This is a genomic window from Fictibacillus sp. WQ 8-8, from assembly GCF_024494405.1.
Lineage (GTDB): Bacteria > Bacillota > Bacilli > Bacillales > Fictibacillaceae > Fictibacillus_C > Fictibacillus_C marinisediminis.
The window spans coordinates 261,281-279,629 of the sequence record NZ_JAMXKG010000006.1; the positions used below are offsets into that span (position 1 = coordinate 261,281).

General features: G+C 42.8%; 23 protein-coding genes and 1 riboswitch. Of the genes, 8 read left to right on the forward strand and 15 right to left on the reverse strand.

The genetic code is table 11. The features are described from left to right. Positions 1 to 2: 2 nt before the first annotated feature. On the reverse strand, positions 3 to 266 hold the full coding sequence (locus M1K46_RS15545; protein ID WP_248251608.1) for a hypothetical protein: 264 nt from the start codon (positions 264 to 266) through the stop codon (positions 3 to 5). 68 nt (positions 267 to 334) lie between these two features. After that, on the reverse strand, positions 335 to 538 hold the full coding sequence (locus M1K46_RS15550; protein WP_053355577.1) for an alpha/beta-type small acid-soluble spore protein: 204 nt from the start codon (positions 536 to 538) through the stop codon (positions 335 to 337). A 238-nt stretch (positions 539 to 776) separates the two neighbouring features. Between M1K46_RS15550 and M1K46_RS15555 the strand changes: the two genes are divergently transcribed. From M1K46_RS15555 to M1K46_RS15565, 3 genes are all read left to right on the forward strand, one after another. Beyond that, complete coding sequence (locus tag M1K46_RS15555) at positions 777 to 2,015, forward strand: DUF2157 domain-containing protein (RefSeq protein ID WP_256226684.1); 1,239 nt, start codon at positions 777 to 779, stop codon at positions 2,013 to 2,015. Next, the gene (locus M1K46_RS15560) at positions 2,002 to 2,508 is read left to right on the forward strand and encodes a GDYXXLXY domain-containing protein (RefSeq protein ID WP_256226685.1); all 507 of its coding nucleotides are present in this window, start codon (positions 2,002 to 2,004) and stop codon (positions 2,506 to 2,508) included. Before M1K46_RS15555 ends, M1K46_RS15560 begins: the two co-directional genes overlap by 14 nt. Before the next feature lie 90 nt (positions 2,509 to 2,598). After that, on the forward strand, positions 2,599 to 2,934 hold the full coding sequence (locus M1K46_RS15565; protein ID WP_053355579.1) for a hypothetical protein: 336 nt from the start codon (positions 2,599 to 2,601) through the stop codon (positions 2,932 to 2,934). Positions 2,935 to 3,034: 100 nt separating this feature from the next. On the opposite strand, the gene M1K46_RS15570 is transcribed toward M1K46_RS15565, so the two are convergent. Beyond that, the gene (locus M1K46_RS15570; RefSeq protein WP_256226689.1) at positions 3,035 to 3,367 is read right to left on the reverse strand and encodes a protoglobin domain-containing protein; all 333 of its coding nucleotides are present in this window, start codon (positions 3,365 to 3,367) and stop codon (positions 3,035 to 3,037) included. A 172-nt stretch (positions 3,368 to 3,539) separates the two neighbouring features. On the opposite strand from M1K46_RS15570, the gene M1K46_RS15575 reads away from it, so the two are divergent. Continuing rightward, entirely contained in the window at positions 3,540 to 3,710 is a 171-nt protein-coding gene (locus M1K46_RS15575) for a hypothetical protein (protein WP_256226690.1), read from the forward strand. A gap of 44 nt (positions 3,711 to 3,754) precedes the next feature. Here the strand turns inward: M1K46_RS15575 and M1K46_RS15580 are convergent, their stop codons facing one another. Next, positions 3,755 to 5,776: an ABC transporter ATP-binding protein gene (locus M1K46_RS15580; RefSeq protein ID WP_256226692.1), complete on the reverse strand. Its 2,022-nt coding sequence runs from the start codon at positions 5,774 to 5,776 to the stop codon at positions 3,755 to 3,757. Between the two features lie 3 nt (positions 5,777 to 5,779). Next, on the reverse strand, positions 5,780 to 7,534 hold the full coding sequence (locus M1K46_RS15585; protein WP_256226693.1) for an ABC transporter ATP-binding protein: 1,755 nt from the start codon (positions 7,532 to 7,534) through the stop codon (positions 5,780 to 5,782). A 192-nt stretch (positions 7,535 to 7,726) separates the two neighbouring features. Here M1K46_RS15585 and M1K46_RS15590 point away from each other — a divergent pair, with 192 nt between their 5' ends. Next, positions 7,727 to 7,864 carry a hypothetical protein gene (locus tag M1K46_RS15590; RefSeq protein WP_256226694.1) on the forward strand — a complete coding sequence of 46 codons (138 nt, stop codon included), beginning with the start codon at positions 7,727 to 7,729 and terminating at the stop codon, positions 7,862 to 7,864. Positions 7,865 to 8,149: 285 nt separating this feature from the next. Here M1K46_RS15590 and ribH read toward each other — a convergent pair whose 3' ends face one another. The 5 genes from ribH to M1K46_RS15615 form a co-directional block, all read right to left on the reverse strand. Continuing rightward, the gene (gene ribH, locus M1K46_RS15595) at positions 8,150 to 8,620 is read right to left on the reverse strand and encodes a 6,7-dimethyl-8-ribityllumazine synthase (RefSeq protein ID WP_053355583.1); all 471 of its coding nucleotides are present in this window, start codon (positions 8,618 to 8,620) and stop codon (positions 8,150 to 8,152) included. A 20-nt stretch (positions 8,621 to 8,640) separates the two neighbouring features. Then, positions 8,641 to 9,834, reverse strand: coding sequence for a bifunctional 3,4-dihydroxy-2-butanone-4-phosphate synthase/GTP cyclohydrolase II (locus tag M1K46_RS15600; RefSeq protein WP_256226695.1), 1,194 nt, complete (start codon positions 9,832 to 9,834; stop codon positions 8,641 to 8,643). A gap of 19 nt (positions 9,835 to 9,853) precedes the next feature. After that, positions 9,854 to 10,504 carry a riboflavin synthase gene (gene ribE, locus M1K46_RS15605; RefSeq protein ID WP_053355585.1) on the reverse strand — a complete coding sequence of 217 codons (651 nt, stop codon included), beginning with the start codon at positions 10,502 to 10,504 and terminating at the stop codon, positions 9,854 to 9,856. A 215-nt stretch (positions 10,505 to 10,719) separates the two neighbouring features. After that, positions 10,720 to 10,867, reverse strand: a riboswitch (FMN riboswitch). Between the two features lie 79 nt (positions 10,868 to 10,946). Next, positions 10,947 to 11,693 (reverse strand): oxygen-insensitive NADPH nitroreductase, encoded by a 747-nt coding sequence (nfsA, locus tag M1K46_RS15610; RefSeq protein WP_256226696.1) that lies wholly within the window; start codon positions 11,691 to 11,693, stop codon positions 10,947 to 10,949. A 221-nt stretch (positions 11,694 to 11,914) separates the two neighbouring features. Continuing rightward, positions 11,915 to 12,235, reverse strand: coding sequence for a thioredoxin family protein (locus M1K46_RS15615; RefSeq protein ID WP_062236743.1), 321 nt, complete (start codon positions 12,233 to 12,235; stop codon positions 11,915 to 11,917). Positions 12,236 to 12,398: 163 nt separating this feature from the next. Here M1K46_RS15615 and dapF point away from each other — a divergent pair, with 163 nt between their 5' ends. Next, a complete protein-coding gene (dapF, locus tag M1K46_RS15620) occupies positions 12,399 to 13,370 on the forward strand; it encodes a diaminopimelate epimerase (RefSeq protein WP_256226697.1) in 972 nt (323 codons plus the stop codon). A 43-nt stretch (positions 13,371 to 13,413) separates the two neighbouring features. Here dapF and M1K46_RS15625 read toward each other — a convergent pair whose 3' ends face one another. Further along, positions 13,414 to 14,031: a class I SAM-dependent methyltransferase gene (locus M1K46_RS15625; RefSeq protein WP_256226698.1), complete on the reverse strand. Its 618-nt coding sequence runs from the start codon at positions 14,029 to 14,031 to the stop codon at positions 13,414 to 13,416. Positions 14,032 to 14,309: 278 nt separating this feature from the next. Beyond that, the gene (locus M1K46_RS15630) at positions 14,310 to 14,549 is read right to left on the reverse strand and encodes a DUF4383 domain-containing protein (RefSeq protein ID WP_256226699.1); all 240 of its coding nucleotides are present in this window, start codon (positions 14,547 to 14,549) and stop codon (positions 14,310 to 14,312) included. Between the two features lie 171 nt (positions 14,550 to 14,720). Between M1K46_RS15630 and M1K46_RS15635 the strand changes: the two genes are divergently transcribed. Further along, the gene (locus M1K46_RS15635) at positions 14,721 to 15,968 is read left to right on the forward strand and encodes an aminopeptidase P family protein (RefSeq protein ID WP_256226700.1); all 1,248 of its coding nucleotides are present in this window, start codon (positions 14,721 to 14,723) and stop codon (positions 15,966 to 15,968) included. 78 nt (positions 15,969 to 16,046) lie between these two features. Here M1K46_RS15635 and M1K46_RS15640 read toward each other — a convergent pair whose 3' ends face one another. Next, positions 16,047 to 16,439, reverse strand: coding sequence for a hypothetical protein (locus M1K46_RS15640; protein ID WP_256226701.1), 393 nt, complete (start codon positions 16,437 to 16,439; stop codon positions 16,047 to 16,049). Between the two features lie 176 nt (positions 16,440 to 16,615). On the opposite strand from M1K46_RS15640, the gene M1K46_RS15645 reads away from it, so the two are divergent. Next, positions 16,616 to 16,786, forward strand: a complete 171-nt coding sequence (locus M1K46_RS15645; protein WP_256226702.1) for a YjcZ family sporulation protein — start codon at positions 16,616 to 16,618, stop codon at positions 16,784 to 16,786. A gap of 81 nt (positions 16,787 to 16,867) precedes the next feature. Here the strand turns inward: M1K46_RS15645 and M1K46_RS15650 are convergent, their stop codons facing one another. Then, the gene (locus M1K46_RS15650) at positions 16,868 to 17,554 is read right to left on the reverse strand and encodes a zinc metallopeptidase (RefSeq protein WP_256226703.1); all 687 of its coding nucleotides are present in this window, start codon (positions 17,552 to 17,554) and stop codon (positions 16,868 to 16,870) included. A gap of 121 nt (positions 17,555 to 17,675) precedes the next feature. After that, positions 17,676 to 18,302, reverse strand: coding sequence for a sporulation protein (locus M1K46_RS15655; protein ID WP_256226704.1), 627 nt, complete (start codon positions 18,300 to 18,302; stop codon positions 17,676 to 17,678). Between the last annotated feature and the right edge of the window lie 47 nt (positions 18,303 to 18,349).

Genomic DNA, 18,349 nt, shown 5'->3' on the forward strand with positions numbered 1-18,349 from the left:
GCCTATTGCAGTTCCTCTGAGTTCCATTCAGAAATAAACATAATCATTTCATGCCGGCATATCCGGCAATAATACATATGCGGGCACTGGCCTTCTTTAAAATCAGCCGGATAACCATTTTCAAGCTTTAATCCATCGGAATCCACATAAGGGCTGTAATCATCAAAGTAATCGCTCAGCTTCCCTAGATCTTCACTCAAATTACCGCATTCCGGACAGCGGAAGGCAACATTATGTAATTGATTGCAAACCGGGCACATACTCATTTTGCCTTCCTCTTTTCCTTATCAAAAAGGGCGGATTACTCCACCCTTCTACAGCCATGATTATAGAGTTATCGAGCTGATCCGCTGATTTGTTGTTGAGCCATTGCTACAAGACGTTTCGTGATTTCTCCACCTACAGATCCGTTAGCACGAGCAGTTGTGTCAGCTCCTAATTGAACACCAAACTCAGAAGCGATTTCGTACTTCATTTGATCAAGAGCTTGTTGAGCACCAGGTACTGCTAATTGGTTTGAGCTATTGTTGTTTGCCATTGATATCACCTCCTCTTGAAACATATTGTGCATCAATTAAAAAAGGTTATGCGCCGGTTTTTTTCCAATTTATGTGGAATGGCCCCAAACGCTGAAAATACAGCATCCTCTTTCCACGTGTGACATATCTTTGGGTTGAGGGTGAAAATATTAACGTGCTCTGTTACAGTGGGGGTGAAGAAATACAACGTTTTATTCGACCTGCATTTTTACAAATTTAAAGAATCGGGGTGGAACATTGAGTGACAAGTGGCTAATTAAAGAAGGGAAGACGTGGGTACAGGATGGAATTATTACGGAAGAACAATACAAACAGATTCTTTCAAAATATCCAAACGGGCATTCAAAGCAAGAAATCGGACTCATTCCCGTCTTTGCAAGCATTCTCATCGGCCTTGGGATTTTATCCTTCATCGCTTCCAACTGGGATGGAATATCACCTCTCTTCCGTCTGGTGCTTCTGATTGCTGTTCTCAGTGTGTTCTACACAGCTGGCCATGTTCGGCTAAAAAAAGGAAATCCTGTTCTGGGAAGAGCTTTTATAGCCCTCGGAATCGCGGCTTTTGGAGCTGGACTTATCCTTCTTGGCCAAACGTTTCATTTCGTATCCTATGATGCACGCACTTTTATCATTTGGTCCGTTCCAGCTTTGCTTTATCTTTATTTATTTCGCGGGAAGCTTTTGTTCTTTATTTCCTTCGCGATCCTGACCGGAGGCCAGCTTTATGCATTATCCGAATTCTCCAACTACAGCTATGTGATACTTATTTTGTTCGCGATTGGTCTAGGCTGGTTCGTTTCCGCTTCAAAAGACAAGCTGCTTACTTGGTTTTTTTCTGCCGGTCTCGTTTTGCACCTTGTCCTTTATGCCTTAACACTTGAGGATAACTGGCTCTGGCTGATTGTAATCTTGATCGGCTTATATGCCGCAGCTGAAGGATTGAACCAAAATCTCGCTTCACCGTTGCGTTTTTTTACAACGGGTGCTGCCTTTATCACCAGTTTGCTGCTTTATTTCTTCTTAACCAATACTGCCAGTTCGTTGGATTATCCTGATCCGTCATGGTTTGGCATCATATATGTTCTGTTGTTTGCTGCAGTTGTATCCGTAAAAATGAAAAAGGGCACTTTCCCCTCATTTTTGAAGACAGGATTATTATTTTTCCCCTGGTTTTATTCCACATTCCTCATTGGGGAATTCACAGCAGGCATCATTTATTTGATCACGGCATTCCTATTCTCCGGACTTCTTTTGACGGAAGGATATCAGAAAGAAGAACGGTCCCAGATCAATTGGGGAATTATCCTGTTCTTGATTGTAACGTTCATCGCATACATCAATCTGGCGTGGTCATTTATGCCAAAATCTCTCTTCTTCCTGATTGGCGGAATTCTCCTGTTTGCTCTTTATTTCTTTTTGCAGAAAAAGAAAAAGGATGTTCTGGAGGAAGGCGGTGATTCTCATGAAAAAAAATAAATGGTGGATAGGGCTGATCGTTCTTCAAGTACTTGTCCTTTTGGGAATTGCATCCAGTTATTATGCAGCAGATTACTATGGCAACGAAATTGTTTTAAAAACAAAGCCTGTTGATCCTTCCGATGTTTTCTACGGAGATTACGTAACGCTGAACTATGAGATCAACGAAGTCTCTTCCTCACTTTGGAATGGTAAATCCATCGTGGATCCAACCCCTGTTTATGCTGTCCTGTCTCCGGATAACGACGGCTCATATAGGGTAACCAAGGTAACTAGTGATCGTCCTGATGTTAAGGGGCAGCAAGTATATTTAAAAGGAAAAGCCACACCTTCTATGGAAGGATTCCTGCACCTTGAATATGGGCTTGAACGTTATTATGTAAAAGATAACACCGGAAAACAGCTTGAAAGGCCTCAGCGTGAATATAAAGTAACCGTTAAGGTCGCATCTTGGGGCAAAGGCGTCATTCAGAGGGTTCAGCCTTTAAATTAACCCTCTCACATACGATTTATAACGTGTACTCTCCTGGTAACAGGGTTTATTCTGGTGGTTTCAGGGTACATTGTTAAAGAGGTGAGCATAATGAGCGAATTAAAAATTATCGACGTAAAAGACCATATAAATAACTGGGCTGGACATCAGATTTCCATCCGAAAAGAAGAAAATGGAGATTTGGATCAGATCAACATTCAGCTGGAAGAGGCGACTTTTGAACAGCGGGATTCCATTGATGACTATCTATCCGATAATGTCATGTTCCTGCACGGTAGAGCTTACAGTACGGAAGATGGAGAGTCGACTGAACTTCCATCTGTTTTATATGAAGTTCCCCTTGATGGAATTAACGGAATCAATATTGATGGCAGCATCATTTCATTTATAACAAACAGAGGGCAATATGCCATCATAAAATCATAAAAAAGAGCCCAATAAGGGGCTCTTTTTTTATAGATGATACGTACTGTCTGAAAGGCTTTCTGCAGATTGAGCAATTTGGGCAATGGCATGTTCCATCTCTTTAATAATTTTTGCTATATCCAGTATCTTTCCTCCAACGCTGTTGCTCTGTTTTCTGCTTTCTTCCATGTATTATCTCAGAAAGCTGAGGTACGTGGGCAATTGTGCTGTAGAACCCAGTGACAACTTGATCAATATGCTGTGAAACAAAAGGCTGTAGTGCTCGGAGAACCGCCAGATCTTCCGGGGTCATTGAAATCATGGCTAACTGCTTTTCCAGACTGGATCCAGGGCTTCGTTCCATCACAACATGGTTCAATTCATGCAGCACTTGTTCCTGAAGGCTTGATTTCATTTCTTCCTTTTTAAAATACCGAATCATTTTAGTTTTCATTTTGTCTTCTCCCAATCTGCATTTTGGGTATACATTATCCCGTTTTTACATACATTGAATTACATTTATCTACCTAGTTATTATCGGTTAGTTATGGATAGGGTTTAATATGTTTTAATAAGGGTAATTCTCCACAAGCTGATTTTTCTTAACATTAAGTAGGAGGGTATTCATGCATCCTGATTGGAAAAAGAAAATCGTTATTACAGGAATGGCTGCTATATTAAATGTAACAGGGACCGCTGCCGCATCCGAGGGAAGCGATGGCTCTGGACATGAAAATAGTACAGACGAAAAGCTCGATACCGACTGTGCTGAAAGGGAACAAGAGGAAGTTCAATAGATTTTCCAAATAAAAAAGGGAGCCGGCTGGCTCCCTTTTTAATGTTATACTGCTTTACTCGCTTTCTGTCCTTGTTGAATTTGATACATTTGAAAATAGCGGCCTCGGGCTTCCATCAATGAAGTATGATCGCCTTTTTCAACAATTCTTCCGCGATCCAGGACAAGAATCTGGTCCGCATTTTTAATGGTGGACAGCCTGTGGGCAATGATAAAGGTCGTTCGTCCCCTCTTCAGCACATCAAGCGCCTCTTGAATGATGGCCTCTGTTTCAGTATCGATACTAGCCGTTGCCTCATCCAAAATTAAGATTGCTGGATTGAACGCCAGGGCCCTTGCAAAAGAAAGAAGCTGCCTTTGACCGGAAGAAAGAGTGCTTCCTTTTTCGATGACGGGTTCATCCAATCCTTTTGGAAGGTTTTGTACAAACGGCATCGCTCCTACATCATTAATGGCCTTTTCTACCATCTCTCTTGAAATCGCGGGGTCATCCAGGCTGATGTTCGAAGCGATGGTTCCCGTAAATAGAAATGGATCCTGCAGAACAATCCCCATATGCTCCCTGAGCACCTGCTTTGGCATTTTCATAATATCCTTGCCATCAATAAGGATTCTCCCCTGCTTAATATCATAAAACCGGAAAAGAAGGTTCATAATAGAGCTTTTTCCTGACCCCGTATGGCCGACAAGAGCTACCGTTTCGCCCTGCCTTGCTTCAAAGGTAATATCATTCAATACATTCTCACCTTCTTTATAAGCAAATGTAACTCCATTGAATGTTACATTTCCTTTATAACGCTCAACTTCCTGTACCTTCACATCCATACCCGGCTCATCCAGCAGGACAAATACACGCTCTGCTGATACGAGCGCCTGCTCAAGCTGGGCGAGCTGGTTAACCATCCCGGTGATGGGCTGGAACAGCCGGTTCAAGTAATCAACAAAAGCATAGAGGACACCAACGGAAATCAGGGTGTCCGTCTTAAGTGAGGCCCCTCCGAAGTACCAGATCAAGGCAACAAACGCTAAATTCCTAAGTACACTCACAAGGTTGTGAGAAGTAAGGCCATTTAAACTCAATAACCTATTTTGAAAAGAAAAATATTTCTCATTCATCTCTTCAAACTCTTCTGTCGTTTCCTTCTGCCGTTTAAACGCCCGTATAATTGGCATGCCTTGGATGGATTCGTTGACCATTCCATTGATGTCGCTCAGTGTTGAACGGATAATATGGTTATACTTAGAAGCCAGTTTTCGATAGAGTTTAATCCAAATAACCAGAATCGGCACGAGAATCATCGTGATCAGGGCGAGACGCATATCCAGAATGAACAGCGCTGTGAAGATTCCCGCCATATAAATAATGCCTGTGAAGAAATTAGAAAGTACATTAACGAACAGCTCTTTAATTGCTTCTGTATCATTCGTCACCCGTGATACTATTTTTCCTGCCGGCTGATTATCAAAATACGTAATCGGCACTCTCTGGATCTGTGAAAATACATCTTGCCGCAGCTTCTTGATGACCAGATTGGAGGAGCTCTGCAGCATATACCTCTGTCCGTACTGAAACAATCCAGCAAACAACAAAAGAACAAAATAAATGCCCGTCAGCTTAAACAGCCCTCTGATCTCGGGCTTATAAAATTTAAAAAGCTCACTGTTCTTCAGCTGTACTGCCGGATATTTAGTGGTTACACCTTTAGAAGTGACCATGATTTCCTTGTTTTTGTAACTCTTTTCCCCTTCTAATTTTGCGGGCTGATTAATGAAGTAATACTTTCTCCCAATCTGTGTAATCCTGGCCTGTTTTCCTTTTGGTTCACCGGACTGAAAACGATCTTCGCGCTGATATCGGCTCCCCTTATAAGAAACCGTGTCTTTATCTTGAGCAGTCGTTTCAAACCAAGGGTTTTCAATGCCTAGAATGTGAACATCAATCATGCGCTTGGCGATGAACGGACCGGTTAACTCTGCTGATACGGCCAAAGCCAGCAATAGCAGACCTATAATAAAACTTTTTTTATAAATCAGTGCGTAACGAAATAATCTCTTCCCTACGTTCAAATCTTACACCGCCTTTTCATCGAAGGTTTCTTCGACTTTTTGCCGTTCGTACTGCTCACCATACCAGCCTCCGGAGGAGATGAGCTGTGCGTGTGTACCTTCTTCGATAATCCTTCCTTCATCCATTACGATGATCCAATCAGCATGTTCTACTGCTGATAACCTGTGGGTCGTAATAAAAGTGGTCTTTCCTGCCCGTTCTCTTCTGATGTTTGCGATGATTGCTGCTTCCGTCTTAGCATCAACAGCCGATAGCGCATCATCAAGCATGAGGATTTCCGGATCAATAAATAACGCCCTGGCGATAGAAACACGCTGTTTCTGTCCGCCCGATAACGCTACTCCTTTTTCTCCGACAAGCGTATTCAACCCTTCCGGCAAATATTTCACGTCACGGTCAAAGGAGGCCATCCGAAGGACGTGCTGAAGCTCTTCTTCTGTTCCGCTGCTTTTTCCAAATAAGATGTTCTCTCTTATTGTTTTAGAAAATAGAGTGGCATCCTGAGGTACATAGCCGATCCATCCCTGGATATCTTCAATGGCCAAGTGATGAAGATCAATGCCGGAAATTTGGATTTCTCCTTCACCTAAAGGATACTCTCTGAGCAGCTGTTTCAGGAACGTCGTTTTTCCGCTTCCTGTGCGGCCTACAATCCCAAGCGTCTGTCCTTTTTTCACCCTTGCATTCACGGACACAAGATTATCTACCTCAGAAGAAGGATAGCGGAAGGTCACATCATGAAATGCAATCTCTCCAGGTTCTTTGAGAGGGATGAGGTCATCTTCATTTTTAACGTCCGGTTCATAAGCGAGAGTCTCGTTCACCCTGTCGAGTGAAGCATTTCCCCGCTGCATGATGTTGATCAATTCTCCAACAGCGAACATGGGCCAAATGAGCATACCAAGGTAAACGTTAAAAGAAACCAACTGCCCTAATGTGATACTGTTATGAAACACCAGATACGCCCCGTACCCAAGACCGATCAAGTAGCTGATGCCGACGAGTACTTTAATAGTCGGTTCAAACAGCGCATCGATTTTAGCAACGGCGATATTTTTACCGTACACATCGTCGGTAAGGTCATTGAACCGCTCGATGTCTTCCCGCTCTTTCACGTAGGCGCGAATAACCCTTACTCCTGAAATGCTTTCAAGCACCTGGTCATTCATGTCCCCGAAGGCATCCTGTGCTTTCATGAACCGCTCATGAACTTTCTTTCCATACCTGTTCATGGCAATGGCCATCAAAGGAAGCGGCAATACAGCAGCCAGCGTCAAATTCCAGCTGATGAAAATCCCCATCGTAAAAAGGATAACCAGCATAAATACACTGGAATCAACAAGTGTTAATATCCCGAAACCGGCAGTAACGGAGATCGCCTTCAAGTCATTGGTAGCTCTTGCCATCAAATCTCCTGTCCGGTTCTTTTCGTAAAATGCCGGTGTCATTTTCAACAGGTGTCGCATGAATTTCGAACGAAGAATCCGCTCAACAACAAACGCCCCTCCAAACAACTGATACATCATGAAATACGTTAAAATATAGGTTACTGTTAACAAACCTAAATAAAATAAGATCGTTTGTACAAGCGACTCTTTTGTCAGCTTGCCGAGATTGATCGCATCAATCGCATTGCCGACGATCTTCGGCGGAATGACTTCCAAGATGCCGACAACAATTAATAACAGAACAGCAATCGTATATCGTTTCCAAAGCTTTTTAAAAAACCAGCCTAATTTGCTCAGTACCGAAAACATAAATTCTCCCCTTTCCCCTTCATGTTACTGCAAACAAACGTGCTACCCCGATTCGAGATGGGCTTCAGAATTCAACCTGACCATAGAAAATACATACATAGTGCATTGCTCCTTTATGTGAAAAAATTTGTGAAACCAACTTGAAAAGCGCTGTAATTTTCGTCCTCCGAGGACTAGGGATGAAATAATGTTATGGATTTCATCATTATGCCGAAAACAAGAAATAAGTTTTCAGCCCTGGATGCTGGAGCTAGACAAAAGAAAAAAGCATACCGCCCCTGTGGCGATATGCTTAGAAAAACAGAAGACACCTCACAAAGGAAAATGTGACCGGTGCCTGTGAATAAACGAAAAAGAATGACTAGTGTTCTTTCATCTCTGGGTGGCCGGCCGCACTATGAAATTGAGAAACAGCGATATGACGAACATCATAGATTTTCACTGACTTTTTCATGACCAACCATCCCTTCAAAAATTTGGTATTGTTTTCGACTTCGCTAATATTAACACTATTCTAACTATAATGTCAATATGAAAAACACTGTATTTTCTTTACTCCCATCTTCCCAAAAAAGAAAAAAATCCGCGGTGTGCGGATTTTTCCCTGGTTAATCATTAAAAATTAAATTGTCGGTTCAAATTAGCCATTTCGATGGCTGCAGCAGCTGCTTCCCATCCTTTGTTTCCGGCTTTTGTACCAGCACGCTCTATCGCCTGCTCAATGGAATCTGTTGTCAGGACACCAAAAATGACAGGTACACCAGACTGAAGAGAAGCAGCGGAAACGCCTTTTGCCGCTTCGTTGCAGACATAGTCAAAATGAGGTGTAGAGCCACGGATGACTGTTCCAAGGGTGATAACGGCATCATATTTGCCCGCGTCTGCCATTTTCTTGGCGATCAATGGAATTTCAAAAGCTCCAGGCACCCAAGCGATGTCGACGTTCTCTTCTTCTACACCGTGGCGTTTTAAAGCATCCTGCGCCCCGCTTAACAGTTTTCCAGTAATAAATTCATTAAACCGACCTACTACAATTCCAACCTTTAATCCTGATCCAACTAAATTCCCTTCATAAATCGTTGCCATTATTAAAATTCCTCCTCTGATTAAAACTGCAGCAAGTGCCCTAGTTTTGTTTGTTTTGTTTTTAAATAATTTTCGTTATCCTTATTTGACGGCGTTTGAATCGCTATGCGCTCCACCACTTCAAGGTCATAGCCTTTTAATCCTGTAATCTTTCGCGGATTATTCGTCAGCAGGCGCATCTTCTTTATACCGAGCTCTTTCAAGATTTGTGCTCCGATACCATAATTTCTGAGATCTGGTGCGAATCCAAGCTTTTCATTGGCTTCTACCGTATCGTAGCCCTCTTCCTGGAGCTTGTAGGCCTTCATTTTATTAAGAAGTCCAATCCCTCTGCCCTCCTGCCTCATGTACAAAAGCACACCTGTATCAGCTTCCTGGATCTGGCGGAGCGCTGCGTGAAGCTGAGGTCCGCAGTCACAGCGGCGGGAACCAAATACATCCCCTGTTAAACATTCCGAGTGAACCCTCACAAGCACTGGCTGATCTGGGTCAATGGTACCCTTAACGAGGGCCACATGTTCTTTATCATCGATTAGGTTGGTAAAACCGATTGCCGTAAACTCTCCGTATTCCGTCGGAAGCTTAATCTCAACTTCTTTAGCCACCAGCTTTTCCTTCTGGTTTCTATATTGGATTAAATCCTTGATGGTGATGAACTTCAAGTCATGTTCTCGGGCGATTTCCTGCAGTTCAGGCACCCTTGCCATGCTTCCATCCTCATTCATGATCTCGCAGATCATCCCCGCCGGTTTGCAACCAGCCAGAATCGCCAGGTCTACAGCAGCTTCCGTATGGCCCGCACGCTGAAGGACGCCGCCTTTTTTTGCGATCAGGGGAAAGATATGTCCCGGGCGTTTAAAATCAGCTCCCTTCGACTCTTCCTCCACCATCTTTTGAATGGTAACTGCCCGCTCAAGTGCAGAAATGCCGGTTGTGGTACTTTTATGATCAATACTGATCGTAAAGGCTGTTCCATGAGGGTCTGTGTTATGGCTGACCATTGGAGAGAGCTCAAGCTTAGCAGCAAGCTGCTCATCGATAGGCGCACAGATCAGCCCTCTTCCATACTTGGCCATAAAGTTTACGGTTTCGGGTGTGACTTTTTCTGCAATGGCAACAAAGTCACCTTCATTCTCTCTATCCTCATCATCTACCACAATTACTGGTTTTCCCATAACTAAATCCTGTACGGCCTCTTCTATACTGTGAAACATGTAAAACCCTCCTTTGCCTCTAAAATCCGTGCTCCGTTAAATAGTCCATCGTGATGGCTGTTTTCTTGTTCTCCGGCTGAGTCTTACCGGACATAAATTTTTCAACATATTTTCCAAGCATGTCGCACTCGATGTTTACCGAATCTCCCTTTGCTTTTGCACCCAGTACGGTATGTGAGACCGTATGGGGGATCAAGGAGATCGTAAACGTATCATCTGTCAGTCCAAAGATCGTCAGGCTCGTTCCATCTACAGCAACTGAACCTTTCAGCAAAAGGTATTTCGCAAGGTGCTGCGGTACTTTAATGTCATAATAGATGGCATTTTTTTCTGGCCGCTTCTGGACAATCTCTCCCGTTCCGTCGATATGTCCGCTGACAAAGTGTCCTCCAAACCTTCCGCCGGACGCCATGGCCCGCTCCAAGTTGACTTTGGAATGGAATGACAATCCTTTTAGCCCTGTACTTCTGTACGTTTCCGGCATCACATCAACAGTGAAGCTCTTTTCAGAAAAGGTTGTGACCGTGAGACAAACTCCGTTTACAGAAATGCTGTCCCCGAGCTGTACATCAACGAGAACTTTTGCAGCTGAAATGGTGAGTACAATTGTTTCATTGCCTTTTTTTATACCTTCAATGGTTCCTAATTCTTCTATGATTCCTGTAAACATTCATTCACCCCCTGTCGTTTATTATTGAAATATCTTAATTTAAGGAATGGGCTGAACTTGATGATTAAGCATCAGAAACAAAAAACCCCCGGAAGACACAATTCTCCCAGGGGTTCCTATTTATTGTTCTGAATAAACTCGTAGCATCAATAAACAGTTATGACGAAATAAGCTTTCAAGGATTGTATTTTTAAACAATGCCAAATAAGCGTTCTTCATTCCTTCTCCCATCCAGACTATACTGTCGGCTCTGGAGTTTCACCAGATCCACCGTCTATGCACACTGCACAGCCGGGTCACGGACTAAGAGGACAAATCCTCATCACCGCCGGTTGGGAATTTCACCCGACCCCGAAGGAAACATATTTAATTGTAAAGCATGATTCAAGTATAACGTTGTTTTATTTTCATTTCAAACATCATATCTCAGAACTTTTTCTTGCTATTGTTTATCAAGCCCTTTCGACTCAATAAATTCTTTCATATAGGTCCGCTTTGGCTGCGCCATTACTCTCGCCATTTGAGTGGCCCACCCTTCATCCCGGGCTCCGCCTGTGCGCTCTTTATAGTACTCTGCCGTTTTCATCTCGAATTCCTTTAAGACCGGCAGCGCTTTTTCATCATCCTTGTACTGATTTTTGTGGAAGACGGCTTCTTGAGGCAAGCGCGGTTTTAAACCAGGGGAGGCATCAGGAAAGCCGACAGCCATGCCGAACAGCGGCACTACATGGTCAGGGCAGCGAAGCAGCTCGGAGACTTCCGGAAGATTGTTTCTAATACCCCCGATATAGACGATGCCTAAGCCGAGCGATTCTGCAGCCATAGCAAGGTTCTGTGAGGCAAGAGCAACATCGATCATCCCTACCATGAATCCTTCCTTGGATTGTACGGTCGCATCAACATTTCCGCCTGTCATTTCAGCCATAAGCTTATGGCGGTGATAATCAAGGCAAAAGACGAAGAAGTAGCCATTCTGGGCCACATAGCTTTGATTGCCTGCCAATTCAGCAAGCTTATCCTTTAAACTCTGCTCCTCCACTCCTATGATGGAATATACTTGCTGATAGCTGGAAGTGGAAGCAGCCTGAGCACATTGGACGAGCGTTTCAATGGTTTCTTGCGGAATCGGTTCATCTTTAAACCGGCGGATCGACCGGTGAGAAAGAATATTTTTTATCGTTTCGTTCATTCTCCACAATCCCTTCGTGTTAAAGTACTTAGTTATGTTTCCTAATCTATCACAAGATTAATCGTGACAGGAAGCGTGGCGGCTTAGTCGTGTTTCATCCTCTCATGCCTATTCGTAATATTAATGGTACCGTAATTTGATGTAGTTGGTATGCAATGTGATGTCACGGATGTACAGAGAAAAGCCGCCTCACAATTTATGAGGCGGCTTTTATTATTCCTTTATACTGGAAGGCTCTCCAGATAAGCACGAACGTTTTCTGGTGTTTTTGCATTGGCACTGTGAAGATGGGCGAGTTTCTCTCCATTTTTAAACAAAAGCAAGCTTGGGATTCCCATGACTTCGTACTTTTCAGCAAGTTCCGGAAACTTATCCCGGTCGATCTCATACCAGGCTTTGTCGTTGTGTTCTTCGATAATATCTCCAATGAATACTTCCAGTCTGCGGCAGTCCGGACACCAGCCCGCTGTAAAAATCATAATGGTTTCTTTATCCGCTGAAATGACTTCATTAAATTCTTCTAAAGTTTGAATCTCTTTCATTTTATTCCCTCCCTTATTTAGCTTACACTATTATATATACCACGCCTAATCTTGATCATGAAGCTTAATGCTCTGTAATTTCTATTATTTGATGTTAACATTTTTTTATGTTTCTTGTTATGATACTAATAAGAAATTCGGCGGAACGAAAGGACGAAGACCATTGAAAATTGACGTTTTAAAAACACATGGCTCCTGCAATGACTTTATTTTAATTGATGAATACAGCAATGATTACGGACTCGATGATGAAAAGCGTACCGTTTTGACGAAAGTCCTCTGTGACCGCAAAGGCTCTATTGGGGCGGACGGCATTTTGTTTATCCAAAAAAGCGAGAAAGCGGATGCTAAATACCGGATTTTCAATTCAGATGGCACCGAGCCGGAAATGTGCGGCAACGGGCTCCGCTGTGCAGGAAGATACATTACTGAGTTATTAGGAAGAGATCATGCCATCGTCGAAACGCTAAAAGCAAACCTCGATGTACAAAGAACTGAAAATATTTACGGCGATATTCAAACCTTTGAAGTTCTGATCGGACCTGTCTCGTTTGATGTTCACACCTTGCCCTTAATCCATGACCAAGAAACACTTGAAAATACGGTGATTCCTGAATTGTCTCCAGAAATAGCCTTCACTGCAGTAAGTATGCCGAATCCGCATATCATTACACTTGTCGATGATATTGATCAAGATCAAGTAGCTGAGATCGGGAAAAAAGCGAATGAATTAAAAAGTGTGTTTCCCAAGGGCGTGAATGTCAGTTTCGTCAAAGATTTGGGTGATTCAAAAATCTTTGTCCAAACGTATGAACGCGGTGTGGGAATCACTAACTCATGCGGAACAGCGATGTCCGCAGCAAGCCTGATTACGTGCCGGCTAGGCATCAATCATCCCGAAAAAGATATTACAGTGTTAAACAACGGCGGTATGGTGCGCTGCAAAGTGAATGAACTGAAAGAAAAAAGCGGCTATTCTGTACTGCTTAAAGGAAACGCAACCTATGTCTTCTCTGGAACGGTTGAATTTGACTTCAACTCTCCAGAAGAATTTGTCTTTGAACAAGAAGAAGAATTTACACAAGAAGAAGTAAGCTATCGCAAGCTTGAAACGTATGCTAAAAGCGCCGTATAAAACAAAAGGCAGTTGCCGTAAATGGCCGCTGTCTTTTGTTTATTTATTTTCGTAAAATCAATGACTGAAAGCTAAAAGAACCGCCAATCACATCAGGGGGAACCACATGGAACCTTTCAATGTGAAAAACAGAAGACACCGTCTCTTGAATGTCTTCATCCGTAAAGAAGGAAAAAAATCGCTTCGGATCATAGGAATCGCCTTCCCATACCCCTTCAGAATCAACGCCGCCATACACTCCCATAAAGAAGAGTCCGCCTGCCCTTAACACTCGCTTTATTCCTTCGAGTACATTTATAATCTCGCTTTTTGGTACGTGCAAAAGAGAATTCAATGCCCATGCAGCATCAAACGACTCATCTGCAAATGCTAAACTGTCAAAACTCATTACTTCTGCAGCCAGTCCTTTTTCCCGGCATAATCCAACCATCTCAGGTGATAAATCAAGAGACAGGGTGGACAATCCTTCTTGATGAAAAAATAGACTGTCACGCCCCGGCCCGGCACCAAGGTCCAAAAGGCTTTTTTTGTTATCACGCAAGAGCAGGTCAGCAAATATTTGTCTCTCTTCAACCTTCCATGTTTGCGTCTCCTGTCCGTTTCTGCTCATCGATTCTTTATCATAGGATTCTCGTAATTGCTGTTTTAGTCCTGTATTCATCTCTATACTCCTTATGTACTCTTTACGGTCACTTTTCTTTCTTTATCAGCCGGCCGACTTCCCCTTTGCCTCCCTATTCATTTCGGCACGCCGCTCCCTTTTTCCTCGTAAAAAAAAGGATATGTCAGCTGACATACCCTTTTTTCCATGAGCTTTAATTTGAAACTGTCTTGTTTGCTGATTTGGATGTTGGTGAAGCAAATCCCGTAAAGATTGAGACAAAAGCAATGATGAAATGCAGCACGTTGTCTGCCGCAAGAAAATGGATTCCCGCAAATTCATGTGTGAATAAAGATTGCAACAAGCAGATACACAAATCCGAACACTTTCGCATACAATTTCGCCTTCGCTTCTGTACCGCTCATAATGATTGCCACAATTCCTGAAGCTAAATGAACAATATTGTGGACCGGCGTCAGATGAAAGAGTCCCTCCATCGGTATAATGAAACCAACAATTCCTAATACGATAAAAATAATACCCAAAGTTCTAACAAATATTCGTGCTATCGTTTTCATCCTTTCATCCTAAATACTTTGTTTTCATCTAGCTAACCTTTCCATTCTTGATTTGGATCACAAAATAGTTAAAATTTTCAATCGTATTTGATTGACGAAAAATTCCATTAAAAATACAATGAAAATAAACCACATAGTCAGTTTAATTTTAAAACTACTGAGGAGGATCCCATGGAAGCATCATTTTTTATTGAAAACAGAAAAAAACTAACAGATCAGCTCCCTGCTGAATCAACAGCTATTATTTTTGCCGGCCAGGCCCCTTATAAATCTGCCGATGAACGATATCCCTTTACTCCGAACCGCAACTTTTATTATTTAACGGGGATTAACCGTCAAAACATCATCCTCGTCATGAAAAAGACGGAGACTTCCGTGGAAGAGACGCTTTTCATCGAGAAAGCAGATCCTGTGATGGAAAAATGGATTGGCGCGTCACTGACAAAAGAAGAAGCTCAGAACCTTTCCGGGATAAAAAGCATTTCATATCTGGAAAGCTTTGAAACGTCCATGGCAAGAACATTTTTTGCAGAATCCGTAAAGAATGTATACTTAGATTTGGAGCGCAGAGAATGGTCTGAAGCACAAACCAAGGCTTTCTCCTTCGCAAAGCATTTACAGGAGCATTATCCTCATCTTGCGATTCAAAATGCGTATCCTCTCATTACAGAATTAAGAGTGTTCAAAACCGAAGAGGAAGTTCAAAAGATTAAGGAAGCCATCAACATTACGAAAGAAGGCATCTATAACGTACTAAAACATGCAAAAGCCGGTATGATGGAAAACCAGCTCGAAGCGCACTTTGACTTTATCCTCAAATCATCAGGCGTTAAGGATTTTGCCTTCCATACCATCTTGGCAAGCGGAAAAAACGCTACTGTTCTGCATTATGAAGACAATGATTCTAAGATCAATGATGGTGATCTCATATTACTGGATCTTGGTGCTCAAAAAGACTATTACAATGCTGATATCAGCTTCACGTTCCCTGCTGATGGAAAATTCACTTCCCGTCAGAAGGAAATCTATAACATTGTTCTTAAAGCATTGAAAGAAACAACAGCCCTTATTAAACCAGGCCTAAAGTTCGCAGAATTAAATGAACACACGAAAGCCGTTCTCGCAGAAGAATGCATAAGAATCGGCTTATTTAAAGAAAAAGCCGAGCTGTCTAATTATTATTACCACGGCGTCAGCCATTTCCTCGGACTCGACACTCATGATGTCGGTTCATACAAAGACCGTGTTCTTGAGCCAGGAATGGTCCTTACGATTGAACCTGGTTTGTATATTGAAGATGAAAGAATCGGCATCAGGATTGAGGACGACATTCTCGTAACCGAAGACGGATATGAGAATCTTTCAAAGGACATTATTCGTACAGTAGAAGACATTGAAGCGTTCATGTCTGACAAATAATCAATCATAAAAAAGAGAACCGCAGACGATGGAGTCTGCGGTTCTCTTTTTTTAAACAGGACAATACTGACACATTAATTACCACCAGAAACGTCTAAAACCTCTAAATCCGAAGAAAGGAAAACCGAACAAACCGAAGCCCGGGAAAAAAGGTCCTACGAAAAACGGGTTGAAACCAAAACCTCCGAAACCAAAACCAGGGAAGCCTCCGAAGCCAAAACCAGGGAAGAAGCGTTCAGATGCTTCGTCTCTGTGCTGCATGGGCATGATGAGATAAATGTTGTCATTATCATGGCTATGAATCTTTCCATGATAAATCTTACCGTCTGCCATCTCAATCTCACAGTTGGCTCCTGCATACTGCTTGCAGAGATGCATCCAGTGCTCTTTGTGGCTTGGGCTTACCTGGTACGCTTTATTGTCTTTCGGCATGTGATAGCCTGGCTTAATATTACTCATGTGTTCGTACAAGTATAGATCCTCCTTGTGTGGTATATAGCCAGTTTATTCTCTGAGACAAGGTTGGTTACCAAAATGGTTGTTTCACCTATACGTTAACTATCATTCCAAAGACACCGGCACATTTCACAGCTTGCCTAAACCAATTAAGTCAAGCCATCATATTCTAAGTTGAGGAGGTGTAAACTATGAGTTTTTTTGGCGGCGGAGCTTCTTTTGCTTTAATTGTCGTATTGTTCATTCTTTTGATCATCGTTGGATGCGCGTGTATCGGCTTCGGAGGCTTTGGGGGCTTCGGAGGCGGATTTGGCGGAGGCGGTTTTGGTGCAGGAGGAATTGGCTACGGCGGAGTCTATTAATTCATGTTTTACCGTTAAGTATAGTAGAAATCAAAGAAGATGTTTCTCATCAAGAGAAACATCTTTTTTACAATATTGATGTTATTCCTCCCGTTCACCCTGAAAAAAAATCATGATGAATTTCAAAAGTTCCAGGAGAGAGATCAATGCAGCGGCCACATACGTAAGAGCCGCAGCGTTCAGTACCTTGTTCACTCCTCGCTCTTCCTCATTGCGGATAAATCCTTCAGTCACAAGATAGCGTTTTGCCCGTGAGCTGGCATTAAACTCCACGGGAAGCGTAACGAGCTGAAAGAAGACAGCGAATGAGAAAAGCACAATTCCGATACCGATCAATGAGAACTGGTTAAGCAGAAATCCTCCAAGCAATAAAAATGGCGCCACTCCCGAGGTCAGGTTCACTAATGGAAACATACGATGACGCAGCGCTAATGCACCATAGGATTGCTTATGCTGAACGGCGTGGCCGACCTCATGAGCAGCAACAGAAACAGATGCGATGGAATCCCCGTAATATACCGGTTCTGAGAGGCGCACCACTTTCGAAACAGGGTCATAATGGTCGGTTAGCGTCCCGCGGACCGCTTCAACCGGGATATTGTGCAACCCGTTGTCATCCAGGATCGACCTTGCGATTTCAGCCCCAGTTTTCCCGGAATGAGCCTCTACTTGTGACCATTTCTTAAAATTCCCTTTAACTTTAAACTGCGCCCACAACGAGACAGCAAATGCAATGATGATCAAAAAATCCATCGGGTGAAAAAACATATCTTTATAAATCCTCCTTTTTTGTGCTCCGTATATTAAGAGATGTTTCAAGCCTTAGCCATATAAGCCAGTTTAGCTTTAAGCTCGTCTTCAACGTCTTGTCGGTTTCTTAGTTTTTCATTCAAAAAAAGTGTTCTTTCCTATTTATCACGCCTTCACGGCAATAGGTTTCCAGTAAAATTCGGATTCCGCTATTTTCACTCCCCGCCTGGATATGCACTTCTTTTATTTCCTCTTTCCTCAGTACAGCCGGGAAAAAAACAAACGTCTGAAGTGAGCCGTTGAACTCTCCCGATTCTGCGCTTTCACGGAATCCGAGAGCGCCAAGTCCATAGAAAATCTGCAGGAAAGCATCCGTGCCCTTAAGCGTAACAGTTTCCGTATCCCATACATCCGTCCCATCCTCCAACTCGAGACGCGTACAGAGTGAATAAGAAACAGACTGGCAAGAGATCGGCAAATCTTCTGGCAATGGGTAAATAAATGGAAGAGTAATAACTTCATCTGCATCAATGACAAACTGTTCAGCTACCGAAACAGAGCCCATCACTTTGGTAGAGGGGAGGCCCTTTATTTCATACTCAACGAGCAGATTCACTGACAGCGAGTGGATCATCTGAGGAACTCCTCCTCCCCTTACCACAATCTGGCCTTCTAATGTCCATCCAAGCACATAAGTTGAGTCTGTAAGCTGCAGATCCACAGCGGCCCCGCCTTTACCAATCTTTGAAAAAATCGATTTAATCACAATCAACCTTCCTGTTGAAATGAGTGTTTACCGTTATATATACGGAC

What these genes read in the sequence shown, in the direction of transcription:
- M1K46_RS15545 (WP_248251608.1), bottom strand. Translation starts at nt 266, where the DNA reads ATGAGTATGTGCCCGGTTTGCAATCAATTACATAATGTTGCCTTCCGC.
- M1K46_RS15550 (WP_053355577.1), bottom strand. Translation starts at nt 538, where the DNA reads ATGGCAAACAACAATAGCTCAAACCAATTAGCAGTACCTGGTGCTCAA.
- M1K46_RS15560 (WP_256226685.1), top strand. Translation starts at nt 2,002, where the DNA reads ATGAAAAAAAATAAATGGTGGATAGGGCTGATCGTTCTTCAAGTACTT.
- M1K46_RS15565 (WP_053355579.1), top strand. Translation starts at nt 2,599, where the DNA reads ATGAGCGAATTAAAAATTATCGACGTAAAAGACCATATAAATAACTGG.
- M1K46_RS15570 (WP_256226689.1), bottom strand. Translation starts at nt 3,367, where the DNA reads ATGAAAACTAAAATGATTCGGTATTTTAAAAAGGAAGAAATGAAATCA.
- M1K46_RS15575 (WP_256226690.1), top strand. Translation starts at nt 3,540, where the DNA reads ATGCATCCTGATTGGAAAAAGAAAATCGTTATTACAGGAATGGCTGCT.
- M1K46_RS15585 (WP_256226693.1), bottom strand. Translation starts at nt 7,534, where the DNA reads ATGTTTTCGGTACTGAGCAAATTAGGCTGGTTTTTTAAAAAGCTTTGG.
- M1K46_RS15590 (WP_256226694.1), top strand. Translation starts at nt 7,727, where the DNA reads ATGGATTTCATCATTATGCCGAAAACAAGAAATAAGTTTTCAGCCCTG.
- ribH (WP_053355583.1), bottom strand. Translation starts at nt 8,620, where the DNA reads ATGGCAACGATTTATGAAGGGAATTTAGTTGGATCAGGATTAAAGGTT.
- M1K46_RS15600 (WP_256226695.1), bottom strand. Translation starts at nt 9,834, where the DNA reads ATGTTTCACAGTATAGAAGAGGCCGTACAGGATTTAGTTATGGGAAAA.
- ribE (WP_053355585.1), bottom strand. Translation starts at nt 10,504, where the DNA reads ATGTTTACAGGAATCATAGAAGAATTAGGAACCATTGAAGGTATAAAA.
- nfsA (WP_256226696.1), bottom strand. Translation starts at nt 11,693, where the DNA reads ATGAACGAAACGATAAAAAATATTCTTTCTCACCGGTCGATCCGCCGG.
- M1K46_RS15615 (WP_062236743.1), bottom strand. Translation starts at nt 12,235, where the DNA reads ATGAAAGAGATTCAAACTTTAGAAGAATTTAATGAAGTCATTTCAGCG.
- M1K46_RS15625 (WP_256226698.1), bottom strand. Translation starts at nt 14,031, where the DNA reads ATGAATACAGGACTAAAACAGCAATTACGAGAATCCTATGATAAAGAA.
- M1K46_RS15630 (WP_256226699.1), bottom strand. Translation starts at nt 14,549, where the DNA reads ATGAAAACGATAGCACGAATATTTGTTAGAACTTTGGGTATTATTTTT.
- M1K46_RS15635 (WP_256226700.1), top strand. Translation starts at nt 14,721, where the DNA reads ATGGAAGCATCATTTTTTATTGAAAACAGAAAAAAACTAACAGATCAG.
- M1K46_RS15645 (WP_256226702.1), top strand. Translation starts at nt 16,616, where the DNA reads ATGAGTTTTTTTGGCGGCGGAGCTTCTTTTGCTTTAATTGTCGTATTG.
- M1K46_RS15650 (WP_256226703.1), bottom strand. Translation starts at nt 17,554, where the DNA reads ATGTTTTTTCACCCGATGGATTTTTTGATCATCATTGCATTTGCTGTC.